Origin of the sequence: Actinomyces sp. ICM47 (assembly GCF_905369875.1) — a bacterium.
Lineage (GTDB): Bacteria > Actinomycetota > Actinomycetes > Actinomycetales > Actinomycetaceae > Pauljensenia.
Window position 1 is genome coordinate 1 of sequence record NZ_CAJPJE010000043.1, and the last position, 19,569, is coordinate 19,569.

Here is a 19,569-nt window from a genome sequence, read left to right on the forward strand (position 1 = left end):
GTGGTGGACGAATGGCGGCCGCGCCTCTTCTCTGTTTTGTGCTGCTTGTAACTGCACGACGTGACGGTCACGCTCTGCTGGCCGTCCGCGACGTCCATGGCGGCGGGGACCCCGTTGTAGAGCGCGTAGCCGGCGACCACGACCGCGATGAGCGCAGAGAGGTACAGGCCCGTGCGTCGTTTCTCCGCCTCCTCGAGCCTACCCTGCGCGGTCACCTGCCGGATCCCTCGGCGCACCGCCGCCGAAAAGGGGAAGAATCCGAGTGCGAACAGGAACTCGACGGCGCTCGTGATAACGATCCAGTACAGTCGCTCCTCACCGAACTCAAAGGAGTTTCCGATCATGATGACGAAGAGCAAGGGAACCAACGCGATGAGAAAAATGACGGTATAGGTGACCCATTTACGCTTAAATCGGGCTGCCTCCTCGGGCGTCTCGGCCGTGGGCACCTGTTGTCCGTTTGGTGCACTGGCGGGCATCTGGGGGCCGCTCAGCGCCTCGGCGGGCACCTGTTGTCCGTTTCGCACCCCGCCAGGTGCCTGTTGGCCGTTCACCGCTCCGGCGGGCATCTGGGGGCCGTTCACCGCTCCGGTGGGCGGGAATGCGCCGGGAGCCGGGTACGCGGGTGCCTGAGGTGAGCGGTACGTGGGCGACTGATACGAGGGTGGCTGGGGCACCGGCGACGCGGGCATCTGGGGGCCTCCCGCTCTCTGCTGGTATGGGTTCCTCGGGTACGTGCCTCCCTGGTACGGGTTCCCCTGGTACGGGGGCACCTGGCTGGGGTAGGACGGATCGGAGGGGTTGGGGGAGGGGTATTGGTTGCTCATGCTGTCTCGCTGGTTGTGTGGATTGGTGGTGTCAAGGCCGTGGCCAGATGGACACATCCATCTATGCGGGCGGTGACTCACCGAGGGACAGATGGACGTTGAGCGTCCACGTGCCTGCCTGGGCGTTGGTGTCCATGGTTCCACCCTGGCTTTCCGCGAGGGCGCGGATCTCGCCCATCGGTCGCTGGGCAAGGGCGTCGGCTTCGGTGCTGATGACTCTGATTGCCAGTGTGCAGTCGGTGTCGGTTGCGTCGCCGGACACTGTGGTGGAGGCGAACTTGTCGAGTTCAGCGATGTGGGAGAGAACCAGGTAGATGATTTCGGCACCTACGGCGTCGCGGAAGCGACTCAGCGGAGTATATGTGGTGAACAGGTTGACGATGGCGAAGCCGGATTGCTGGGCGTGGGCGATGGCCCCGTCAATGGTCGCGAAGTTGCTTGGCGGTGCGGGCGGGGCCGGGCGCTTGCAGCTGCTGGGCTGGGCGCGGGCGGGCGTCGGCGCGGGTCCAGCGAGGTTCGCAGGCAGTGTCGCGGCTGGGTAGCCGAGGCCGTGGCGGGGAGGCGTCTTCCAATCCCGGTACAGGACTCGGATGCCGACAGCAGCTGTGACCACGATGAAGACAATCAGATAGGAAGCCGCTGCGGTGAGGACGGTCGGCGACCATGAGCCAGGTGAGAAGAAAGAGCCCAGGACAATATTGAGGGACACGAAAGCGACGATGATTGCGCAGAAGGAAAGCTTCTCGCGCGTGGTGGCTTTCTCCTTGGTCATGTGCCGTTCATTCCACTCACGCGTCGACGATGATCCAGCTGTGGCTATAGACATCGACGGCTAGTGACGTTGCGCCGGAACGCGCCTTGCATGTCGCGTCGATGATTGTGGAGATACCGCTGAACAAAGCCATCACGATAATGACAATTGGGTGCGCCTGTGCTCAGACGTCGGTCGGGGTTGCGCCCGTCCACTCGTACCATCCCTGATGCTGGACGATCCACGCCATGAGCGCGTATCCGGCCTGGCCGGGCAGGGTCTGGCCGTCTTTGCCGCGCGCCATGGAGGCGGCCATGTCCTCGAACCACTGGTCGTGGGCGACCAGGGGTGTGTAGCAGTCGACGAAGGGGATCCCGCGGCGCCCGCACACCTCGGAGCAGGAGGAGGCCAGTGCTTTGAGGGCACCGGAGTCGACGCCGGCCAGGGGCGGGGGACCCACCACAAAGCTGGGGATGCCTAGAGAGGTCGCACGGTCGGTGATGTTGGCGAGGTTGAGGCGCGAACGGGCCGTGGAGATGCCGGCGGGAACGTCGCCGGGGCCGATCCCGATGACGAGGCCGTGGGGTTCTCCGTCGGCCAGGCGCGGCAGAACCTCGGCCTCCCAACGGGCGGCCATCTGCTTGGTTGTCTCGGAGGGGACCGCCAGCGTCAAAAATGTGGCGGGCACGTCGAAGGTCGAGTGAGCGTTGACGCGGCCAACCCAGCCCAGGCCTCGGGGGTCTCCGACGCCCGCGACGAGCTCGTCGCCGATGAAGCAGATGCGCATGGTGGTCCTTTCCGGGTGTGCCTGCGCGCGCCCGGAATACCGGGCGCGCGCAGGGAGGTCGCTAGCCTTCGAAGGCCTGCGCAATAAGGGTAGCTGCTTGCTCCTTGTGAAGCGAGGCACGTCCGGCTGCCGTTGTCGCGGATTCGGGGCGCGACACCAGGCGCACGGGGCGTCCGAGCGACGGGAACAGGTTGAGTGCCAGGTGCGGCCAGGCCCCCTGGTTACGTGGCTCGTCCTGCACCCATGTCACTGTCGCATTCGGGTACTGGGCCAGGGCCTCGGCCACCTCGGCCTCGGGCAGCGGGTAGAGCTGCTCCAGGCGGATAATCGCGGTCGATGTGTCACCGCGGTGTGCGCGCTCTTTGGCGAGGTCGTAGTACAGGCGACCCGTGCACAGCAGGACGCGGGTGACCGCCGACGGGTCGGTGATCGTGGTGTCGCCGATGACGGGCTGGAAGGAACCCGAGGTGAACTCGTCGATGTGTGAGGCCGCGGCAGACAGGCGCAGCAGCTGCTTGGGCGTGAACGCGATGAGCGGCTTGCGCGGGCGCTTGTAGGCCTGGGTGCGCAGCATGTGGAAGTAATTCGCCGGCGTGGAGGGCTGGACGATCCACATGTTGTCCTGCGCGGCCAGCTGCAGGTAGCGCTCGATGCGTGCGCTTGAGTGGTCGGGCCCCTGGCCCTCGTAGCCGTGAGGCAGGAGCATGACCAGCGAGGAACGCTGGCCCCACTTCTGCTCCGCCGAGCAGACGAACTCGTCGATGACCGTCTGAGCGCCGTTCGCGAAGTCGCCGAACTGTGCCTCCCAGATGGTGAGGGTTTCGGGGCTCTCCAGCGAGTAGCCGTAGTCGAAGGCCAGCACGCCGTATTCGCTCAGCGGCGAGTTCCACACGTCGAAGCGCGCCTGGTTTTCCGTGAGGAATCGCAGGGGAGTGAACTCGCGGCCGTCGTCGGCGTCGTGCAGGACGGCATGGCGCTGGACGAAGGTCGCGCGAGCCACGTCCTCGCCGGACAGCCGCACGCTGGTGCCCTCCATGAGCAGGGTGCCAAACGCCAGGAGCTCTGCGAAGCCCCAGTCGATGGGCTTGTTGCCCAGCGCCATCTCGAGGCGGCGCTCGCACAGCTGACGCAGCTTCGGGTGGGGTTCGAAGCCGTCGGGGAAGCGGACGTGGGCGCGACCGATGCGGCGTAGCTGCTCGGCGGGGGCCGCCGACGTCCAGCCGATCATCATGCCGATGCCGGGCATCTGCGATTCCGGCATGGTCCACTCCTCGTCGCGAGACTCACCGGCCTCGCCGACGCCGACGGTCAGTGCGGGGTCGTGTGTGCGGCTACCCGGGTTCACCTCGGACACTGAGGAGGCACCGCCCGCGCGGGTTTCATCCAGGATGCGCCCCAGTTCCGCCTCGTACTGGGCGATGGACTGGCGGGCCTCGTCCTCGGTGAGCTGACCGCGGCCCACGAGGCCGCGGATGTACACGGCGCGCGTGGAGGGGATGCGGTCGATGAGCGAGTACATGACGGGCTGAGTCATTGACGGGTCGTCGCCCTCGTTGTGGCCGCGGCGGCGGTAGCACACCATGTCGATGATGACGTCCTTGTGGAAGGCGTTGCGGTACTCGAAGGCCAGGTGTGCGCAGCGGATGACGGCCTCGGGGTCGTCCGCGTTCACGTGCAGGATCGGGACTTGCAGGCCCTTGGCCAGGTCGGTCGCGTATCCGGTGGAGCGGCCCTGCGTCGCGCCGGTCGTGAAGCCGATCTGGTTGTTGACGATGATGTGGATCGTGCCGCCGGTCTTGTAGCCCTCCAGCTGGGAGAGGTTGAGGGTCTCCTGGACGACGCCCTGGCCGATGAAGGCGGCGTCGCCGTGGATGAGGATCGGGATGATCGGCAGGTCCGGGTCGCCCAGGTGCTCCTGCTTGGCGCGCACGATGCCCTCCAGGACGCCGTCGGCGGCCTCCAGGTGCGAGGGGTTGGCGCCCATGTAGACCTTCGTGGCCAGGCCGTCGTCGAGGGAGTATACGCCCCAGGTGCCCAGGTGGTATTTGACGTCGCCGGAACCCTGAACGGAGTTAGGTATGTAGTTGCCCTCGAACTCGTCGAAGATTTGCGCATACGACTTGCCGGCGATGTTTGCCAGGACGTTGAGTCGGCCGCGGTGCGCCATGCCGATGGCGACTTCGTGGATGCCGGTGCGCGCCGAGTCGGCCAGGACGTGGTCGAGCAGCGGGATCAGGGACTCGCCGCCCTCGAGCGAGAAGCGCTTTTGTCCCATGAACTTGGTCTGGAGGAATTCCTCGAAGGCTTCGGCACGAATGAGGGTGTCCAGGATGTGGCGCTGCGCCTCGGGGGAGGGGGCCTTGTAGGGGCGCTCGATGCGGTGCTGGACCCAGGCGCGTTGCTCGGGGTCCTGGATGTGCATGTATTCGATGCCGACCGTGCGCGTATAGGTGTCGTGCAGGCGCGTGAGGATGTCGCGCAGCAGCATCTGGTCGGAGCCGCCGAAGCCGCCGGTGGGGAAGGGGCGGTCCAGGTCCCACACGCTCAGGCCGTAGGACGCGATGTCCAGGTCGGGGTGGCGGCGCACGCGGTAGGCCAGCGGGTCCGTGTCGGCGGCCAGATGGCCGCGCGAGCGGTAGGCGTGGATGATCTCCGCGATGCGCGCGGGCTTACCCTTTTCGCGCTCAGGGTCGTATTCGTAGTCGGCTTCCCACGAGTAGGGGCGCGTGGGCACGTGCATGGACGTGAAGACGCGCTCGTAGAAGCCGTCGCGGCCCGACAGCTTCGCATCGACGAGGCCCAGGAGGCGCCCGGAGGCAGCGCCCTGGATGATTCGGTGGTCGTAGGTGGAGGAGAAGTACATCGTCTTGCCGATGCCGAGGCTGGCCAGGCGCTTGGGGGAGACGCCGCGGAATTCCGCCGGGTAGTCGGTAGCACCCACGCCGATGATGAGCCCCTGGCCGACCATGAGGCGTGGCACGGAGGTGGTGGTGCCCAGCGTCCCGGGGTTGGTGAGGGTGACGGAGGCCCCCTGGAAGTCGGCGGTCGTCAGCGTCGCGTTGCGGGCGCGTGCAACCAGGTCCTGGTAGGCATCAACGAACTCGGAGAAGGTCAGCGTGTCGGCGTCATGGATGACGGGGACCTTCAGGGAGTGGTTCCCCTGCGCGTCAGCCACGTCGATGGCCAGGCCGAAGCCGATGTGCGCGAGCTGCTCAACGGCGGGCTTGCCGCCCTCAAGCGTGTAGCGCACGTTCAGGTCGGGCATCTCGCACAGCGCTTCGACCAGGGCGTAGCCGATGAGGTGTGTGAAGGAGACTTTGCCGCCGACGGTGCGTGCCAGGTGCGCGTTGATCAGGGCGCGGTTTTCGATGAGGAGCTTGGCGGGAATCTGGCGCTGGGAGGTGGCCGTGGGGATGGAGAGCGAGGCCTCCATGTGCTTGGCGGTCGCGCGCGCGGCGGACTTGAGGATGTGCAGCTCGTCCTGGGCGGGTGCTCCGTGGGAGCGGGTGAAGGCGGCGCGTCCGTGCGCTAGGCGCGTGTAGGGGCTCGTGGCTTCGGCGAGCGCGGCGGGCGGCGCGGGCGGCAGGTCGGAGCGGGTTACCGAGACGACGGGTGCGGTCGGGGGCGTGGAGTGTGCATGCTCCGCTTCCTCAATGTCGAGGGTGGGCGGGGTGACGCTCGCGGGTACCTCGGGGGCCTTCATCGACGAGGCCGGGGCTGCCTGCTCGGGTGCGCTGTCCTCGATAGCACCCTCCGGGATTGCGGGACGCTTGGCGCGCAGCTGCGGGGGAGCGGTCTCGGTCGCAAAGTAGGCGCGCCACGATGGATCGAGGAGCTGCGGATCGCGCTCGTACAGGTCGCGCATCTTTGCGAGGTACCACTGCGGGTCGGGCTGGGAAACTGTGTGGGTCGGCACGTATTCCTCCGTTTGACTCACGCCGCGCGTACGGACTTGTATCGCGGCGACCATACCCGACAGATTCTACCGCTACGTGACAACCTTCACGAGACGTGGGAGACACTTGGCGATCATTTCAAGGGCCTTTGGTCCGGTATAGGGAGAGTGTTGACACAGAGCGACGGTGTGTGGACGCGCACGCGGGGAGGAAAGCCCGGGGCCGCTAAACTGGATGCATCATGGACTGCGACACTGTCGGCTTTTCTGCCGCTCTTTCCCGCCCCCTGCCCGCGCGTGTACCCGTGGCTCGCCCCGGCCTCGTCGAGAGGAGGCAGCGATGACGACCGTCCTTATGCTCCTCCTCGGCGTCCTTCTTACCGCCGGCACCTTCGTCTTCGTCTCCGCCGAATTCTCGCTTGTCGCTGTGGACCAGGCCGTCCTTGACAAGAAGGCGGACGAGGGGGATCGAGGAGCCGCATCCGTCCTGCGCGCCACCCGTACCCTGTCCACCCAGCTGTCGGGTGCCCAGGTGGGCATCACGCTGACCACGATCCTGCTCGGCTACACGACGCAGTCCGCGCTGGCGGACCTGCTGGTGGGATGGCTCGGCGCTGCCGGGCTGGCCTGGGGCCTGGCCACCGGCATCGCGGCCTTCGTCGCCGCCGCGTTCATTAACGTCTTCTCGATGCTCTTTGGTGAGCTTGTCCCCAAGAACCTCGCGCTGGCCCACCCGATGGCCACCGCCGTGCGTGTCGTCCCCTTCCAGATGGCCTTCACCGTGATCGCTCGCCCCATTATCTGGGTACTGGGTGGCACCGCGAACTGGGTGCTCGCCCGCATGGGCATCGAGCCGCAGGAAGAGATTTCGTCGGCGCGTTCCGCATCCGAGCTGGCGGCCCTCGTCGAGCACTCCGTCGAAGAAGGTACCTTCGACACGTCCACGGCCGACCTGTTCGTCAACACAATCCGCATGAGCACGCTCAGCGCCGCCGACGTTATGACCGACCGCGGGCGTCTGCACACCCTCGGCGAGCGCGACAGCGCCCAGGACGTGCTGGACCTCGCTCACGAAACCGGTCACTCCCGATTCCCCGTGATCGGCGATGACTCCGATGACATCCTCGGCCTGGTCTCCCTGCGTCGCGCGGTTGCCGTGCCCGCCGAGCGCCGCGCCGACGTGCCCGTCATCTCCTCCTCCCTCATGACCGACGCGCCCACCGTTCCCGAGACGGTGCCGATTGGCCCGCTCATGGTCCAACTGCGCGACGAGGGGTTGCAGATGGCCGTCGTCGTCGACGAATACGGCGGCGTGTCTGGCATTGTCACCCTCGAAGACGTCGTCGAAGAAATCGTCGGCGAGGTCTCCGATGAGCACGATCAGCGGCGTCTGGGCATCCGCCCGCGCCCCGACGGGACCTTCCTTGTGCCCGGGACGCTGCGTCCCGACGAACTCGCACGTCGCACAGACATCAACCTTCCCGAGGACGGCCCCTACGACACGATCGGCGGCCTCGTCATGAACGAGCTGGGCGACATCCCGTCCGTCGGCTCGCGCGTGAGCGTTGACGGTGTCGGCATCGAGGTCACCCAGATGCAGGGCCGCAGGGTTGCGCAGGTCGCGATCACCCCCGCGCCCGTTGACGAACCGGAGGTGGAGGCATGAGCGCCGGAATGGGCATTGCTATCACCGTCGCGCTGCTGGCGGTCAACGCGTTCTTCGTGGCCGGCGAGTTTGCGGTCACCTCAACGCGGCGCTCGCAGGTTGAGCCGCTCGCCGACGAAGGCGCGCGCGGTACACGAGATGCGCTCTACGCGCTGCAACACGTCTCCCTCATGCTTGCCATCTGCCAGCTGGGCGTCACGGTCGCCTCCACGACGCTGGGCGTCGTCGCCGAACCTGCGATTGCGCACCTCGTCGAGTCGCCGCTGGAACGCCTGGGCGCTCCCGAGGCGACCAGCCACGTCATCGGATTCGCAGCAGCCCTCATCATCGTGTTGTTCTGTCACGTCGTCTTCGGAGAAATGGTCCCGAAGAATATCTCGATCGCCGCGCCGGTACGGATGCTCCTCATCCTGGCCCCCATCCTCGTGCGCCTGGGCCACGTCCTGCGCCCCATCATCGAGGCCATGGACCATTTCGCGAACTGGTTCGTCCGTTTGTCGGGTTATGAGCCTCGCTCGGAGATTTCGGCCTCCTACACGATCGAGGAGGTCGCCTCCATCGTCGTCGCATCCCAGGCCGAGGGTGTCCTCACCGACGAACTGGGGCTGCTCAGCGGCACCCTGGAATTCTCAGAAGAAACCGCGGGTTCGGCGATGGTGCCCCTGGCTGACCTCGTCGTCCTCCCTGCGGGTGCTACCCCCGCCGACGTGGAGGAAAGAGTCGCTCATACCGGCTACTCGCGCTTCCCGATTGCAGGCGAGGACGGCGCCATCGCCGGCTATGTCCACCTCAAGGATGTTCTGTACGCCTCCGGCGAGGAACGCACCCAGCCGATTACCCCGTGGCGCATCCGCCGCCTCGAGGCCGTCGCCTCCTCCGACCAGGTTGAAGACGCACTGCGCCACATGCAACGCACCGGCGTGCACTGTGCGCTCGTGCGCGACGAGGGCGTCCTCGTCGGTATCCTCTTCTTGGAGGATATCCTGGAACTTCTGGTCGGCGAAGTCCGCGACGCCCTCCAGCGACCCTAATGGCGAAGCGCCTGGCGCCGCCCGTGCGGGCATTGCTACAGTGGAACGGTCAGAAAACGAGAGGGGAATAGCGTGAGCAACATGGAGTGCCCGCTGCCCAAGCGGTCGCAGCTGCGCGCCGCGCGATCTCGGGCAGGTGATGAGGAAAAATACACCACCGCCGAGATCCCAGCCGATGTGGCACCGACGCCCATGCAGCCAGTGGCCCCGGAACCCGTGCAACCAGTAGCCCCTGAACCCGTGCAGCGAGTAGCTCCTCCGCCGCGCGCCTACACGCCTCGCCAACCAAGCTTTGAGTCGGCGCTTCCTCCATCTGTTGAGCTACTTCCTCAGCCCATTGAGCGGCTCCCTCCATCTGTCGAGTTGCTTCCTCAGTCCGTTGAACAGATCCCCTCGTCCGTCGAGCGGCGCCCAAGGCTCAGCTTCGATCAGATCGCCTACGAATACGACGCGGCGTTTCCCGAGAAAGAAACATTTTTCGACGATGATGAGGATGCCTCGTCGGAAGAAACACCGGAGCGCAACGTCCATCCCGTCGGCTACCTGCTGCGCACACTCCTCGTTGTCGGCCTGGCGGGTTCAACAATCGTGGTCCCGATGACGGGCCGCGTCGGATCCGACTCCTCCCTGACAGTGCCTGTGCGTGTCTTCGGCTCCTCCACGGGCCGCGGCAGCTGGGCCTCCTCCCAGGTCCTGCCCGAGGCGATCTCACTCGACGCCACACTCACTGCCAACACGCGTGCGAAGGCCAAAGCACCCGTCACAGTCACCGGTTGCAAAGCCGGTGCTGGTGCCGACGGCAACCGCCACGTGAAGGTCCTGGCCGACACGGTCTACTGGCCGCTGGCCGAGGGAAGCTACACGATTACGTCGCCCTTCACGATGCGTATCTCGCCTGTTTCCGGTCAGCTCCTGGCCCACGAGGGCATTGACATGGCGGCACCCATGGACACGCCCATCACTGCTGTCTACGGCGGCGTGGTCGAAGAACTCGCCGAGAACTCCCACGCGGGTGCCTACGTGCAGATCAGGCACACCTTGCCCGACGGTACCGTCTTCCACTCGGCCTACCTACACCAGTACATGAACAAAATTACGGTCAAGCTCGGTGACACCGTCACCGCCGGCCAGGTTATCGGTGCCGTCGGAAGCAACGGCTGGTCGACCGGCCCTCACCTGCACTTCGAAATCCACGACGCCTCCGACACTCCAGTGGACCCGGAATCCTGGATGGCCGAACACAAGGCCATTTACCTCGGACAGGAGCCATGCTCATGATGCCCGTGACCATGCGTCAGGGACCCATCGTCTTCGCCCACCGTGGCGGCGGCGAGGAGGCCCCTGAGAACACGATGGCTGCCTTCACCCACGCCTACGCGTCCGGGCTTCGCCACATCGAAACCGACGCGCACCTGAGCGCGGACGGCGCAGTCGTGATCTGCCACGACGAAACCGTGGATCGTTGCTACGACGGCACCGGCGCGATCAACGACATGACGTGGCGGGAATTGTCCGCGCTGCGCCACCGCGACTCGGGTGAACCCATGCCGCTTCTTGCGCAGGTCCTGGAGGCCTTCCCGGACATGTACCTCAACATCGACGTGAAGGAACCGGGTGTCGAGGGACCGCTCTTGGACGTCGTTGCCGAACATGGTGCCGCCGGCCGCGTCCTGGTCGCCTCCTTCTCAGAACCGCGCCTGCGTGCCGTGCGCGACATGGCTGCCTCCGACCCCGCCCGCGCCGTCGCAACGTCGCTGGGCACCGAGGCCGTGGTGCGCCTCGTGGGTGCCGCAAAGAGCGCCACGAACCCCGCCTGGTGGCACGTGCCCGGCCCGCGCCAGGGTGTCATCGCCGCCCAGGTGCCCATGTACCAGGGGCCCATCCGCGTTGTTGACGAGCGTTTCGTGGCCACCGCTCACACCCTGGGACTGGCCGTGCACGTGTGGACCATCAACACGGTGGCCGACATTCTGCGGCTCCTCGAAGTCGGTGTCGACGGCATCATCACCGACCGTCCCTCCTTCGTACGCGACTTCCTCGACCAGCGCGGCCTGTGGACACAGCCTCCAGCTCCGGGCGTTGGAGCGCACCCGATGCCGAGGGATTGACCCGTGCTCCCGTGACCGCTCCTTTCCGCGCCGGATGCTCCGGTTGCGTGGCGCGGGCCGAGCCGCCGGAGCATCCGTCGGGCCGCTCAGGGGCATCGCGAGGCGGGGAGCGGAGTAACCCATGAATGACACCATCGTGATCGCGCTGTGCCTGGCCGGCCTGTGGGTCCTCCTCGTCGGGCTGCTCCTCGTTGAGACGAGGTCGGACTCCTGGATCGGGGTCGCGTGGCGCAACGCGGACATCACCAGCCAAGTCAGCAAGAACGCTCGCGCGGTCTGTATTCCGGCCCTCATCTGCCTGTCCTACTTGGTTCTCTACGTCAAAGCGGCCGCTTCCTGGGGTGCCTCCGACAGGGCGCTGTTTGGCCTGAACGTCCTCACGTACGTCACCGCTGCGGTGATGGTCGCAGGATTGACGCCACTTCGATTCCCCGACGACTGGTACCCCCAGTACCCCGATCCTTTCAGTGAACCATGGACGGGGGACAACAACGAGGATGAGTCCGCCTAGGCGCGTCACGTATATGCAGAGGGGGGGCGGAGCCACGCGGCTCCGCCCCCTCACTCAACACGTCCGTTAGGACCACTGGCTTACTCGTTGCCGCTGAAGTCGGCCACGGCCTCGTCCAACCCCGCGCGACGGATGCGCACGAGCGCGAGGAACACCAGGCCAGCGGCCAGGGCGATGCCGAGGCCTCGAACGAGCCAGGACTCGCCCACGAAGATCATCGCCATGGCGGCCAGGACGGGCACCAGCAGCGTGAACGCGTAGCCGATGTAGCGGCCAAACGACGGCATGGGCACGCCGTCAGACTCGGCGACCGACTTGACCATAAAGTTCGGGCCGTTACCGATGTACGTGATCGCGCCACAGAACACGGCACCCAGCGAAATCGGAATCAGGTAGTACTCGGGCACGCCCGCGATCAGGGTTCCCTCGCCGCCGGATGCCTTCGCCATCTCGAAGAACGTCATGTACGTCGGGGCGTTATCCAGGATCGAGGACAGGCCGCCCGTGAACACGAAGTACGTCATGCGGGTCAGCGGCAGCGACGGGGCGATCTGCTCCAGGTAGCGCAGCGCCGGCGCCATCGTCGAGAAGATGCCGATGAACAGGGTCGCGACCTCCATGATCGGGCCCCACGTGAACGCGTTCTCCTCGAAGCGCACTTTCTTGTCTGACAGCTTGTAGGACAGGCCCGCGACCGCGAACATGATGACTTCGCGCCACGGTACCAGGTCAACCCACGAGTGGACGTGGCCCTCGGCCAGCGCCTCGCCGTCCCAGGACGGAGCAAAAGCGACGGACAGGATGATGATCGCGAAGAACAGCAGGTTGATCTTTCCGTGCAGACGCAGGGGCTTGACCTCGCGGTCGTCGGCCTCGATGGAGGAGGTGTCCTCGGATGCGTAGCGCACGCGGTCAATCGAGTAGTACGTGAGGAGCAGCAGCGCCAGAGTAAACAGCCACTCCTTCCACAGCGCAAACGTCCACGCGAAGGGCACACCGTGCAGGTAGCCGAGGAACAGCGGCGGGTCGCCGAGCGGAGTCAGTATGCCGCCACAGTTCGCCACAATGAAGATCGTGAACAGGACTGTGTGCACGCGGTGCTTACGTTCCTTGTTCGTCTCCAGGAGCGGGCGGATCAGCAGCATGGCCGCTCCCGTCGTCCCGATAAACGAGGCCAGCAGGCCGCCGATCGCCAGGAAGATCGTGTTGTTGCGCGGGGTCGCCTTGATATCACCGGCCAGGTGAATGCCGCCGGAGACCACGAACAGCGCGAAGAGCAGCGCGATGAACTGCACGTACTCCACGCCCGTGGCGATGAGCGGGCCCGTGCCCGCCCTCATGAACATCCAGACCGTCGTCGGCACGCCGAGAGCGAGCGCGACGGAGAGCTGGGAGCATTCCTTTTCCCACCAGTGTGCGGGCTTCGGGATGATGGGCAAGAGCGCGATACACGCGAGCATCGCAACGAAGGGGAGCAGACTCCACCATGGGTAGGTCATTGGCCATTCCTTGGTAGACGATAGAGACGCTCTTTATTTTATGCGGTGGCCGCGTGGTGGGGAACGTTGTCCGAGGTGGGAGTGGCCTCATCGATGAGGCGGGGGCGGGTGGATGCACGGGTGGAATCGACGAGGCGGGGGCAGGCAGGTGCATCGGTGCGGGCACGCGGTGGGCGCGTGAATGGCGGCGACCGGGATACCGCGTCGGCGTGGCGTTGGCGCGGATCCGGGTATGCGTGGCGCCCCGAACAGGACTCGAACCTGCGACCTCTTGCACCGGAGGCAAGCGCTCTATCCGCTGAGCTATCGGGGCAGCGCCGCTAGTTTAGCAGGGTTCAAACGTACGCGCGTAACGGTGAGGTGTGCCATACTAGTGGGCGTTGCTTGTCCGTGAACCCCTCAGGAGGATTCCATGCGCGTCCATATTGCCACTGATCACGCCGGTTTTGAGTTGAAGGAAAAGGTGGTCGCCCACCTGCGCGAGGCCGGTCATGACGTCGTCGACCATGGCGCGCGCGTCTACGACGCGCTCGACGACTACCCGCCGTTCTGTATCGAGGCGGCCAAGGCTGTGGTCAGTGAACCCGGCAGCCTCGGCGTCGTTGTCGGTGGCTCTGGCAACGGTGAGCAGATGGCCGCCAACTGCGTGGAAGGCGTGCGCGCCGCCCTCGTCTGGTCGGACGCGACCGCGCGCCTGGCCCGCGAGCACAACGATGCGAACATGATGGCTGTCGGTGCCCGCCAGCACAGCGACGACGAGGCCATCGCTCTCATCGATGCCTTCCTCGAGACTCCTTTCAGCGGGGATGAGCGCCACCAGCGTCGCATCGATCTGATGGCCGCGTACGAGCGTTCCGTGCGCGCCTGATTGCCTGCTGCATGCGAAGCGGGGCCGGTGGATCGCCGGCCCCGCTTCGCATGCCTCGTTTCCGCTTCCCCGGCCCCGGCCTCGTCCTCTGAGTCCTGACCGGTGAAGGTTTAGCCCTGACCGGTGAAGGTGAGGTAGACGAGGAACAGGTTGAGCGCAACGATAACGGCTGCGATGAGGAAACCGGTCGCGCGCAGGGTGCGGGTGTTGGCGTACTCGCCCATGACGTCGCGTGATGCGGTCAAGTGCATGAGCGGAATGATCGCGAAGGGGATACCGAACGATAGGGCGACCTGCGAGACGACGAGCGCCCACGTGGGTTCCGCGCCCGCGCCCAGGATGATCAGGGCCGGGATCAGGGAGATGAGGCGGCGCACGAGGATGGGGACGCGGATGTGGAGCAGGCCGTTCATGATCTCGCTGCCCGCGTAGGCACCCACCGACGTCGAGGCCAGGCCCGAGGCTAGTAGGCCCACCGCGAAGACAGTGCCCACGATGGGGCCGAGCGTGGAGGAGATCGCGGCGTGCGCGCCCTCGATGGTGTCGGTGCCGCTCTGCCCGGCCAGTGCGGCGGCTGCCAAGAGCAGCAGGCCGATGTTGACCAGGCCGGCGATGCTCAGCGCCCAGTAGATGTCGATGCGGGTCGCGCGCAGGAGGCGCGACAGGTGGCCGGAGGAGTGGCGTGAATCTGCGGTGGAGGGGCCAAGTTCGTCGGCCTCGTGGTCGTTGACCAGCGAGGAGTGCAGGTAGACGGCGTGCGGCATGACCGTCGCGCCGAGCATGGATGCGGCCACGAGGACCGAGTCTGTGCCCTGGAAGCGGGGGAGGAGTCCGCCGAGCATGCCCGAGGGGCTGGGCGGTGCGACGAACAGACCTGCGAGGAATCCGAGCGTGATGACGATCAGTAGGCCGACGATGATTGTTTCGAACTGGCGCTGTTTGCCTTCGCCTTGGACGACGAGAAGCGCCATGGACACGGCACCGATGATGACGCCGCCCCACAGCAGTGAGATCCCGAAGAGGAGGTGGAGGGCGAGCGCGCCGCCGATGACTTCGGCCAGGTCGGTCGCTGCGGCCACGATCTCCGCTTGGATCCAAAAGGCGATGCGTCCGGGTTTGGACATGCGATCACCTAGGAGGGCGGGCAGGGATCGGCCGGTGACGAGGCCGAGCTTGGCGGACAGATATTGGACGACCATCGCGAAGATGTTCGAAGCTACCAGGACCCACACGAGCAGGTACCCGTAGCGTGCGCCGGCCGTGATGTTGGCTGCGACGTTTCCGGGGTCGACGTAGGCGACGGCCGCGACGAAGGCGGGGCCGAGGAGAGGGATGAGCTTATGGCGATGCTCGGTGTCCGTGGCGTTCACGGGAAACCTCACTGCAGATAGGAAATGTTCGGCTACCCGAAATCTTACTCGCCACTCGCGCCCGGTCACGGGACGAAAGCCGCCCGGGCGGGCCTCGTGTGGCCAGGTTTTCATACGCACGCCGCGTATAGGTGAGCGGTGACGAGGCAAAACCCCGTAGGCTAAAGGGGTGACTCCTGAAGAACTTGCCTCCCTTATTCGCTCGACGCTGCTGGACGCTGCCGCCGCCGGGCGAATCTCCATCGACCCCGCCCTGGTGCCCGATCCTGTGACGGTTGAGCGTCCCCGCGTGCGCGAGCACGGCGACTGGGCGACCAACGTCGCCATGCAGCTCGGCAAGAAGGCTGGTATGGCACCGCGCGAGTTTGCGCAGATCCTCGCGGACGCTCTCGCCGCCGCCGACGGCATCGATTCCGTCGAGGTCGCGGGCCCCGGCTTCATCAACATCCGCCTGGGCGCGGGGGCAGCCGGCGAACTCGCCCGCACTATCGTCGAGGCCGGGGCTGAGTATGGTTGTAACGCGACGCTCGCGGGTCGTTCCATCAACCTCGAGTACGTGTCCGCGAATCCGACCGGTCCCGTGCACCTGGGCGGTGCCCGCTGGGCCGCCGTCGGTGACTCTCTGGCGCGCCTCATGGCTGCCTCCGGTGCTGCCGTGACCCGCGAGTACTACTTCAACGACCACGGCTCGCAGATCGACCGCTTTTCCCACTCGCTCTACGCGCGCGCCACGGGCCGCGAGGTCCCCGAGGATGGCTACGGCGGCCAGTACATCGCCGATATCGCCGACCAGGTCCGCGCCGACGTGCGCGCCGCCGGTGAACCCGATCCGATCACGCTGCCCGAGGACGAGGCCATCGAGGTTTTCCGGGCCCGCGGCGTCGAGCTGATGTTCGCTGAAATCAAGGAGCGCCTGCATTCCTTCCGCGCCGACTTTGACGTCTTCTTCCACGAGGACTCCCTGCACAACTCCGGTGCGGTGGCCGAGGCGATTGAGCGCCTGCGCAAGCGCGGCGTGATCTTCGATGAGGGCGGCGCGGTGTGGCTGCGCACGACCGCCTACGGCGACGACAAGGACCGCGTCCTCATTAAGTCGGACGGCCAGGCCGCGTACTTCGCGGGCGACGTCGCCTACTACCTGAACAAGCGTGAGCGCGGCGCGGATGCGGCCATCTACCTGCTGGGCGCTGACCACCACGGCTACATCGGCCGCATGATGGCCATGTGCGCTGCCTTCGGTGACAAGCCGGGCGAGAACCTGCAGATCCTCATCGGCCAGCTTGTCAACCTGGTCAAGGATGGCGAGCCCGTGCGCATGTCCAAGCGCGCCGGCACCATCGTCACCCTCGACGACCTCGTCGACGCCGTGGGCGTGGACGCCGCGCGCTACGCCCTCGTGCGCGTGTCCATGGATACGCAGGTCGACATCGACCTGGACCTGCTCTCGCAGCACTCCAACGACAACCCGGTCTACTACGTTCAGTACGCGCACGTGCGCACCTGCAACGTTGCCCGCAACGCGGCCGCGCACGGAGTCACTCGCGACGCTGGCTTCGATCCGGCCGCCCTGGACACCGAGGCCGACGAGGCCCTGCTGGCCGCCCTCGCTCAGTTCCCTGCGCAGGTCGCACAGGCCACGGAGCTGCGCGAGCCGCACCGCATCGCCCGCTACCTGGAGTCCCTGGCTGCCACCTACCACGCCTGGTACGGCCAGTGCCGCGTGACGCCTCGCGGCGACGACCCGGTCGAGTCCGGCCACGTCGCCCGCCTCTGGCTCAACGACGCGGTCACCCAGGTGCTGCGCACCGGCCTCGGCCTGCTCGGCGTGAGCGCCCCCGAAAGGATGTGACCTGGTGAGCGAGGCGGTTACCCTGACGTGCCCGACCCCCGATGAACGCCCCGACCTGTGGCCGTGGAGCGCGACCCGGGTGGATGGCGTGCTGCGCGTGGGAGGCGTCGACCTGACCAGCGTCGCCGCCGACTTCGGCACGCCGACCTTCGTGCTCGACGTCGAGGCCATGCGGGGGCGCGCCCGCGTGTGGGCGTCGGCGATGGCCGAGGAATTCTGGGATGGCTACGGAATGAACGGTGGTGACGCCTTCTACGCCGGCAAAGCGTTCCTGAGCGCCGACGTCGCGCGCCTGGTCGCGGCCGAGGGCCTGGGGATCGACACCGCCTCGCTCGGCGAGCTGACCCTCGCCCTGCGCGCCGGCGTGGATCCCTCGCGCATCGGCCTGCACGGCAACAACAAGTCGGATGCGGAGATCCGCCTTGCCCTTGAGGCCGGCATTCACCGCATCTTCATTGACTCGATGGACGAGGTCCGCCAGATCGAGCGCATCGCCGCTGATCTCGGCGTCGTCGCGCCCGTCATGGTGCGCCTGAAGTCCGGCATCCACGCGGGAGGCAACGAGTACATCGCGACCGCCCACGAGGACCAGAAGTTCGGCTTGTCCCTGGCCACCGGCCAGGCGTACGAGGCCGTGGCCGCGATCAAGGATGCGCCTCACCTGGACTTCCGCGGGCTGCATAGCCATATCGGGTCCCAGATCTTCGGGACTGAGGCCTTCGTCGAGGCCGCGCGCATCGTCGTTGATTTCGCGGCGCGCGTGAGCGGCGAGCTGGGCCTGGACGTCCCCGCGATTGACCTGGGTGGCGGAGTTGGCATCGCCTACACGGGCCAGGATCCGATCCCTACCTCCCCGGTTGAGGTCGCACGTGCCCTGGCTACCGTGGTGCGCGAGCGCTGCGCCCACCACGGCCTGCCGATCCCGCACGTGTCCGTCGAACCCGGCCGCTCCATCGCAGGTCCCTCGATGGTCATGCTCTACCGCGTTGGCGTCGTCAAGGACGTTTCCCTGGAAGACGGGGGAGTGCGCCGCTATGTGGCCATCGACGGCGGCATGTCGGATAACATCCGTCCTGTTCTCTATGACGCGACCTACACGGCGACGCTCGCGAACCGGGATCCGGCGCAGGCCTCGTCCCTGGCGCGCTGCCGCATCGTCGGCAAGCACTGCGAGAGCGGCGACATCATCATCCGCGACATCGACCTACCGGCCGACATTGCGGGTGGCGACCTGCTGGCCGTGCCCGCCGTCGGCGCGTACGGCTACTCGATGGCATCCAACTACAACATGCTGACGAAGCCCGGCGTTCTCGCCGTCGAGGACGGAACCGCGCGCTGGTTCGTCCGTCCGCAGACGGTGGATCATCTGCTGGCGTTGGATGCTGGTCTGGCGTAGACGACACTGTTCTGGAGTCAACGAGGCGGGGAGTGCGTGCGCTCCCCGCCTCTTGTGTTCCCGAGTTCGCCTCTGTTCCCGTGCTGAGATGGTGTTTTCTGAGCGACGTCGCATGCAATCCCCGACAGCATCTAGCTCGTTCGTCTTAATTCGTGTGATCGTGTCACTCATGTTGTGGAATCGCGTGCGATATTGTGGCGGAATTATATTGTGAGCTTAGGGCAGCCTACATTTTGTTGTTACCGGCAAATCCTAGGATGATGGTGCTGCCCGCAGATGCAGACCTGCACGACGCAGTACCAACCGAAAGCCGAGGAACAATGCGCCGCACCGCCGCACGCATCGGAGTCGTCGCCGCGCTCGCCCTGTCCATGGGCGTTGCGACGGCGGTGGCCCCGCCCGCCCGCGCCGACGAACCCACCGACGGCCTCATCTCGTCTCCCCGCACGAACGACGACGAGATGAACTACGCGATCAACCTGGCCCCGGGTGCCAGTGCCTCCGACCTGGAGCGAGCTATCGGCCTGGTCCCGTCGGTGAAGGGCGCTGCTCTGGCCTCGTACCCCGAGATCGGCACCTTCTTCGCTCAGAGCGCCACGCCCTCGTTCGCGCCCGACCTGGCCGCCGCCCTGCGAGCGGCCGGCATCTCGATCCACTCGATCGGCCCGACCCGCGTCGCCCCCGTCCTCTACTACGAGCGCGTTGAGCTGCCCACCGACAAGAAGGACGAGGCCGCCCCGCAGTCCGGCGCTGCGGGTGGCCTGAACTCCATGCGCGATGAGACCGCGAGCGCGGCCCCCGCGGGGGCGAACGAGGAGATCTTCAACTGGGGTGCCGTCGCCATGCACGCGCGCGAGGCTGCGGCCGTCAACGTCAAGCGCGCACCCGTGACTGTCGCGGTCGTCGACTCCGGCGTTGAGGACACGCACCCCGACCTGGAGGGGCGCGTCGATACGTCGCGTTCCGTGAAGTGCTCGGTGAACGGCGTCGCCACGCAGGACTTCTACGGGT

14 protein-coding genes, 1 tRNA gene and 1 pseudogene are annotated in these 19,569 nt (G+C 66.4%); 9 read left to right on the forward strand and 7 right to left on the reverse strand.

Annotated elements, in window-relative coordinates:
* The 4 genes from QZ149_RS08220 to QZ149_RS08235 form a co-directional block, all read right to left on the reverse strand.
* A partial coding sequence (locus QZ149_RS08220) for a hypothetical protein (RefSeq protein ID WP_291450891.1) occupies positions 1–827 on the reverse strand: 827 nt, incomplete at its 3' end.
* A 61-nt stretch (positions 828–888) separates the two neighbouring features.
* On the reverse strand, positions 889–1,599 hold the full coding sequence (locus QZ149_RS08225) for a hypothetical protein (RefSeq protein WP_291450893.1): 711 nt from the start codon (positions 1,597–1,599) through the stop codon (positions 889–891).
* Positions 1,600–1,762: 163 nt separating this feature from the next.
* Positions 1,763–2,365 carry a GDSL-type esterase/lipase family protein gene (locus QZ149_RS08230; RefSeq protein ID WP_009649251.1) on the reverse strand — a complete coding sequence of 201 codons (603 nt, stop codon included), beginning with the start codon at positions 2,363–2,365 and terminating at the stop codon, positions 1,763–1,765.
* 61 nt (positions 2,366–2,426) lie between these two features.
* Positions 2,427–6,335, reverse strand: coding sequence for a multifunctional oxoglutarate decarboxylase/oxoglutarate dehydrogenase thiamine pyrophosphate-binding subunit/dihydrolipoyllysine-residue succinyltransferase subunit (locus QZ149_RS08235; RefSeq protein ID WP_291450894.1), 3,909 nt, complete (start codon positions 6,333–6,335; stop codon positions 2,427–2,429).
* 265 nt (positions 6,336–6,600) lie between these two features.
* On the opposite strand from QZ149_RS08235, the gene QZ149_RS08240 reads away from it, so the two are divergent.
* The 5 genes from QZ149_RS08240 (at position 6,601) to QZ149_RS08260 (ending at position 11,576) form a co-directional block, all read left to right on the forward strand.
* The gene (locus QZ149_RS08240) at positions 6,601–7,926 is read left to right on the forward strand and encodes a hemolysin family protein (protein WP_291450896.1); all 1,326 of its coding nucleotides are present in this window, start codon (positions 6,601–6,603) and stop codon (positions 7,924–7,926) included.
* A complete protein-coding gene (locus QZ149_RS08245; RefSeq protein ID WP_291450899.1) occupies positions 7,923–8,957 on the forward strand; it encodes a hemolysin family protein in 1,035 nt (344 codons plus the stop codon). The genes QZ149_RS08240 and QZ149_RS08245 overlap by 4 nt, the downstream gene beginning before the upstream one ends.
* A gap of 363 nt (positions 8,958–9,320) precedes the next feature.
* Positions 9,321–10,235, forward strand: coding sequence for a M23 family metallopeptidase (locus QZ149_RS08250; protein ID WP_291450901.1), 915 nt, complete (start codon positions 9,321–9,323; stop codon positions 10,233–10,235).
* Positions 10,232–11,065, forward strand: a complete 834-nt coding sequence (locus tag QZ149_RS08255; RefSeq protein WP_291450903.1) for a glycerophosphodiester phosphodiesterase — start codon at positions 10,232–10,234, stop codon at positions 11,063–11,065. The genes QZ149_RS08250 and QZ149_RS08255 overlap by 4 nt, the downstream gene beginning before the upstream one ends.
* A gap of 121 nt (positions 11,066–11,186) precedes the next feature.
* Positions 11,187–11,576: a hypothetical protein gene (locus QZ149_RS08260; RefSeq protein ID WP_291450904.1), complete on the forward strand. Its 390-nt coding sequence runs from the start codon at positions 11,187–11,189 to the stop codon at positions 11,574–11,576.
* 80 nt (positions 11,577–11,656) lie between these two features.
* Here QZ149_RS08260 and QZ149_RS08265 read toward each other — a convergent pair whose 3' ends face one another.
* Both QZ149_RS08265 and QZ149_RS08270 read right to left on the reverse strand, forming a co-directional pair.
* Positions 11,657–13,075 (reverse strand): sodium:proton antiporter, encoded by a 1,419-nt coding sequence (locus QZ149_RS08265; RefSeq protein WP_291450906.1) that lies wholly within the window; start codon positions 13,073–13,075, stop codon positions 11,657–11,659.
* 237 nt (positions 13,076–13,312) lie between these two features.
* Positions 13,313–13,388: transfer RNA gene (locus QZ149_RS08270), tRNA-Arg, on the reverse strand.
* A 99-nt stretch (positions 13,389–13,487) separates the two neighbouring features.
* Between QZ149_RS08270 and QZ149_RS08275 the strand changes: the two genes are divergently transcribed.
* Entirely contained in the window at positions 13,488–13,943 is a 456-nt protein-coding gene (locus tag QZ149_RS08275; protein WP_291450908.1) for a ribose-5-phosphate isomerase, read from the forward strand.
* Between the two features lie 110 nt (positions 13,944–14,053).
* Here the strand turns inward: QZ149_RS08275 and QZ149_RS08280 are convergent, their stop codons facing one another.
* The gene (locus QZ149_RS08280; protein ID WP_291450910.1) at positions 14,054–15,313 is read right to left on the reverse strand and encodes an Nramp family divalent metal transporter; all 1,260 of its coding nucleotides are present in this window, start codon (positions 15,311–15,313) and stop codon (positions 14,054–14,056) included.
* Positions 15,314–15,482: 169 nt separating this feature from the next.
* On the opposite strand from QZ149_RS08280, the gene argS reads away from it, so the two are divergent.
* From argS to QZ149_RS08295, 3 genes and pseudogenes are all read left to right on the forward strand, one after another.
* On the forward strand, positions 15,483–17,162 hold the full coding sequence (argS, locus tag QZ149_RS08285; protein ID WP_291450911.1) for an arginine--tRNA ligase: 1,680 nt from the start codon (positions 15,483–15,485) through the stop codon (positions 17,160–17,162).
* 4 nt (positions 17,163–17,166) lie between these two features.
* Positions 17,167–18,558: a diaminopimelate decarboxylase gene (gene lysA / locus QZ149_RS08290; RefSeq protein WP_291450912.1), complete on the forward strand. Its 1,392-nt coding sequence runs from the start codon at positions 17,167–17,169 to the stop codon at positions 18,556–18,558.
* Positions 18,559–18,878: 320 nt separating this feature from the next.
* Positions 18,879–19,569 (forward strand): annotated as a pseudogene (locus tag QZ149_RS08295) (peptidase S8); the annotation flags it as partial.

What these genes read in the sequence shown, in the direction of transcription:
- QZ149_RS08225 (WP_291450893.1), bottom strand. Translation starts at nt 1,599, where the DNA reads ATGACCAAGGAGAAAGCCACCACGCGCGAGAAGCTTTCCTTCTGCGCA.
- QZ149_RS08275 (WP_291450908.1), top strand. Translation starts at nt 13,488, where the DNA reads ATGCGCGTCCATATTGCCACTGATCACGCCGGTTTTGAGTTGAAGGAA.
- QZ149_RS08260 (WP_291450904.1), top strand. Translation starts at nt 11,187, where the DNA reads ATGAATGACACCATCGTGATCGCGCTGTGCCTGGCCGGCCTGTGGGTC.
- QZ149_RS08230 (WP_009649251.1), bottom strand. Translation starts at nt 2,365, where the DNA reads ATGCGCATCTGCTTCATCGGCGACGAGCTCGTCGCGGGCGTCGGAGAC.
- QZ149_RS08265 (WP_291450906.1), bottom strand. Translation starts at nt 13,075, where the DNA reads ATGACCTACCCATGGTGGAGTCTGCTCCCCTTCGTTGCGATGCTCGCG.
- QZ149_RS08255 (WP_291450903.1), top strand. Translation starts at nt 10,232, where the DNA reads ATGATGCCCGTGACCATGCGTCAGGGACCCATCGTCTTCGCCCACCGT.
- QZ149_RS08235 (WP_291450894.1), bottom strand. Translation starts at nt 6,335, where the DNA reads ATGGTCGCCGCGATACAAGTCCGTACGCGCGGCGTGAGTCAAACGGAG.
- QZ149_RS08240 (WP_291450896.1), top strand. Translation starts at nt 6,601, where the DNA reads ATGACGACCGTCCTTATGCTCCTCCTCGGCGTCCTTCTTACCGCCGGC.
- QZ149_RS08245 (WP_291450899.1), top strand. Translation starts at nt 7,923, where the DNA reads ATGAGCGCCGGAATGGGCATTGCTATCACCGTCGCGCTGCTGGCGGTC.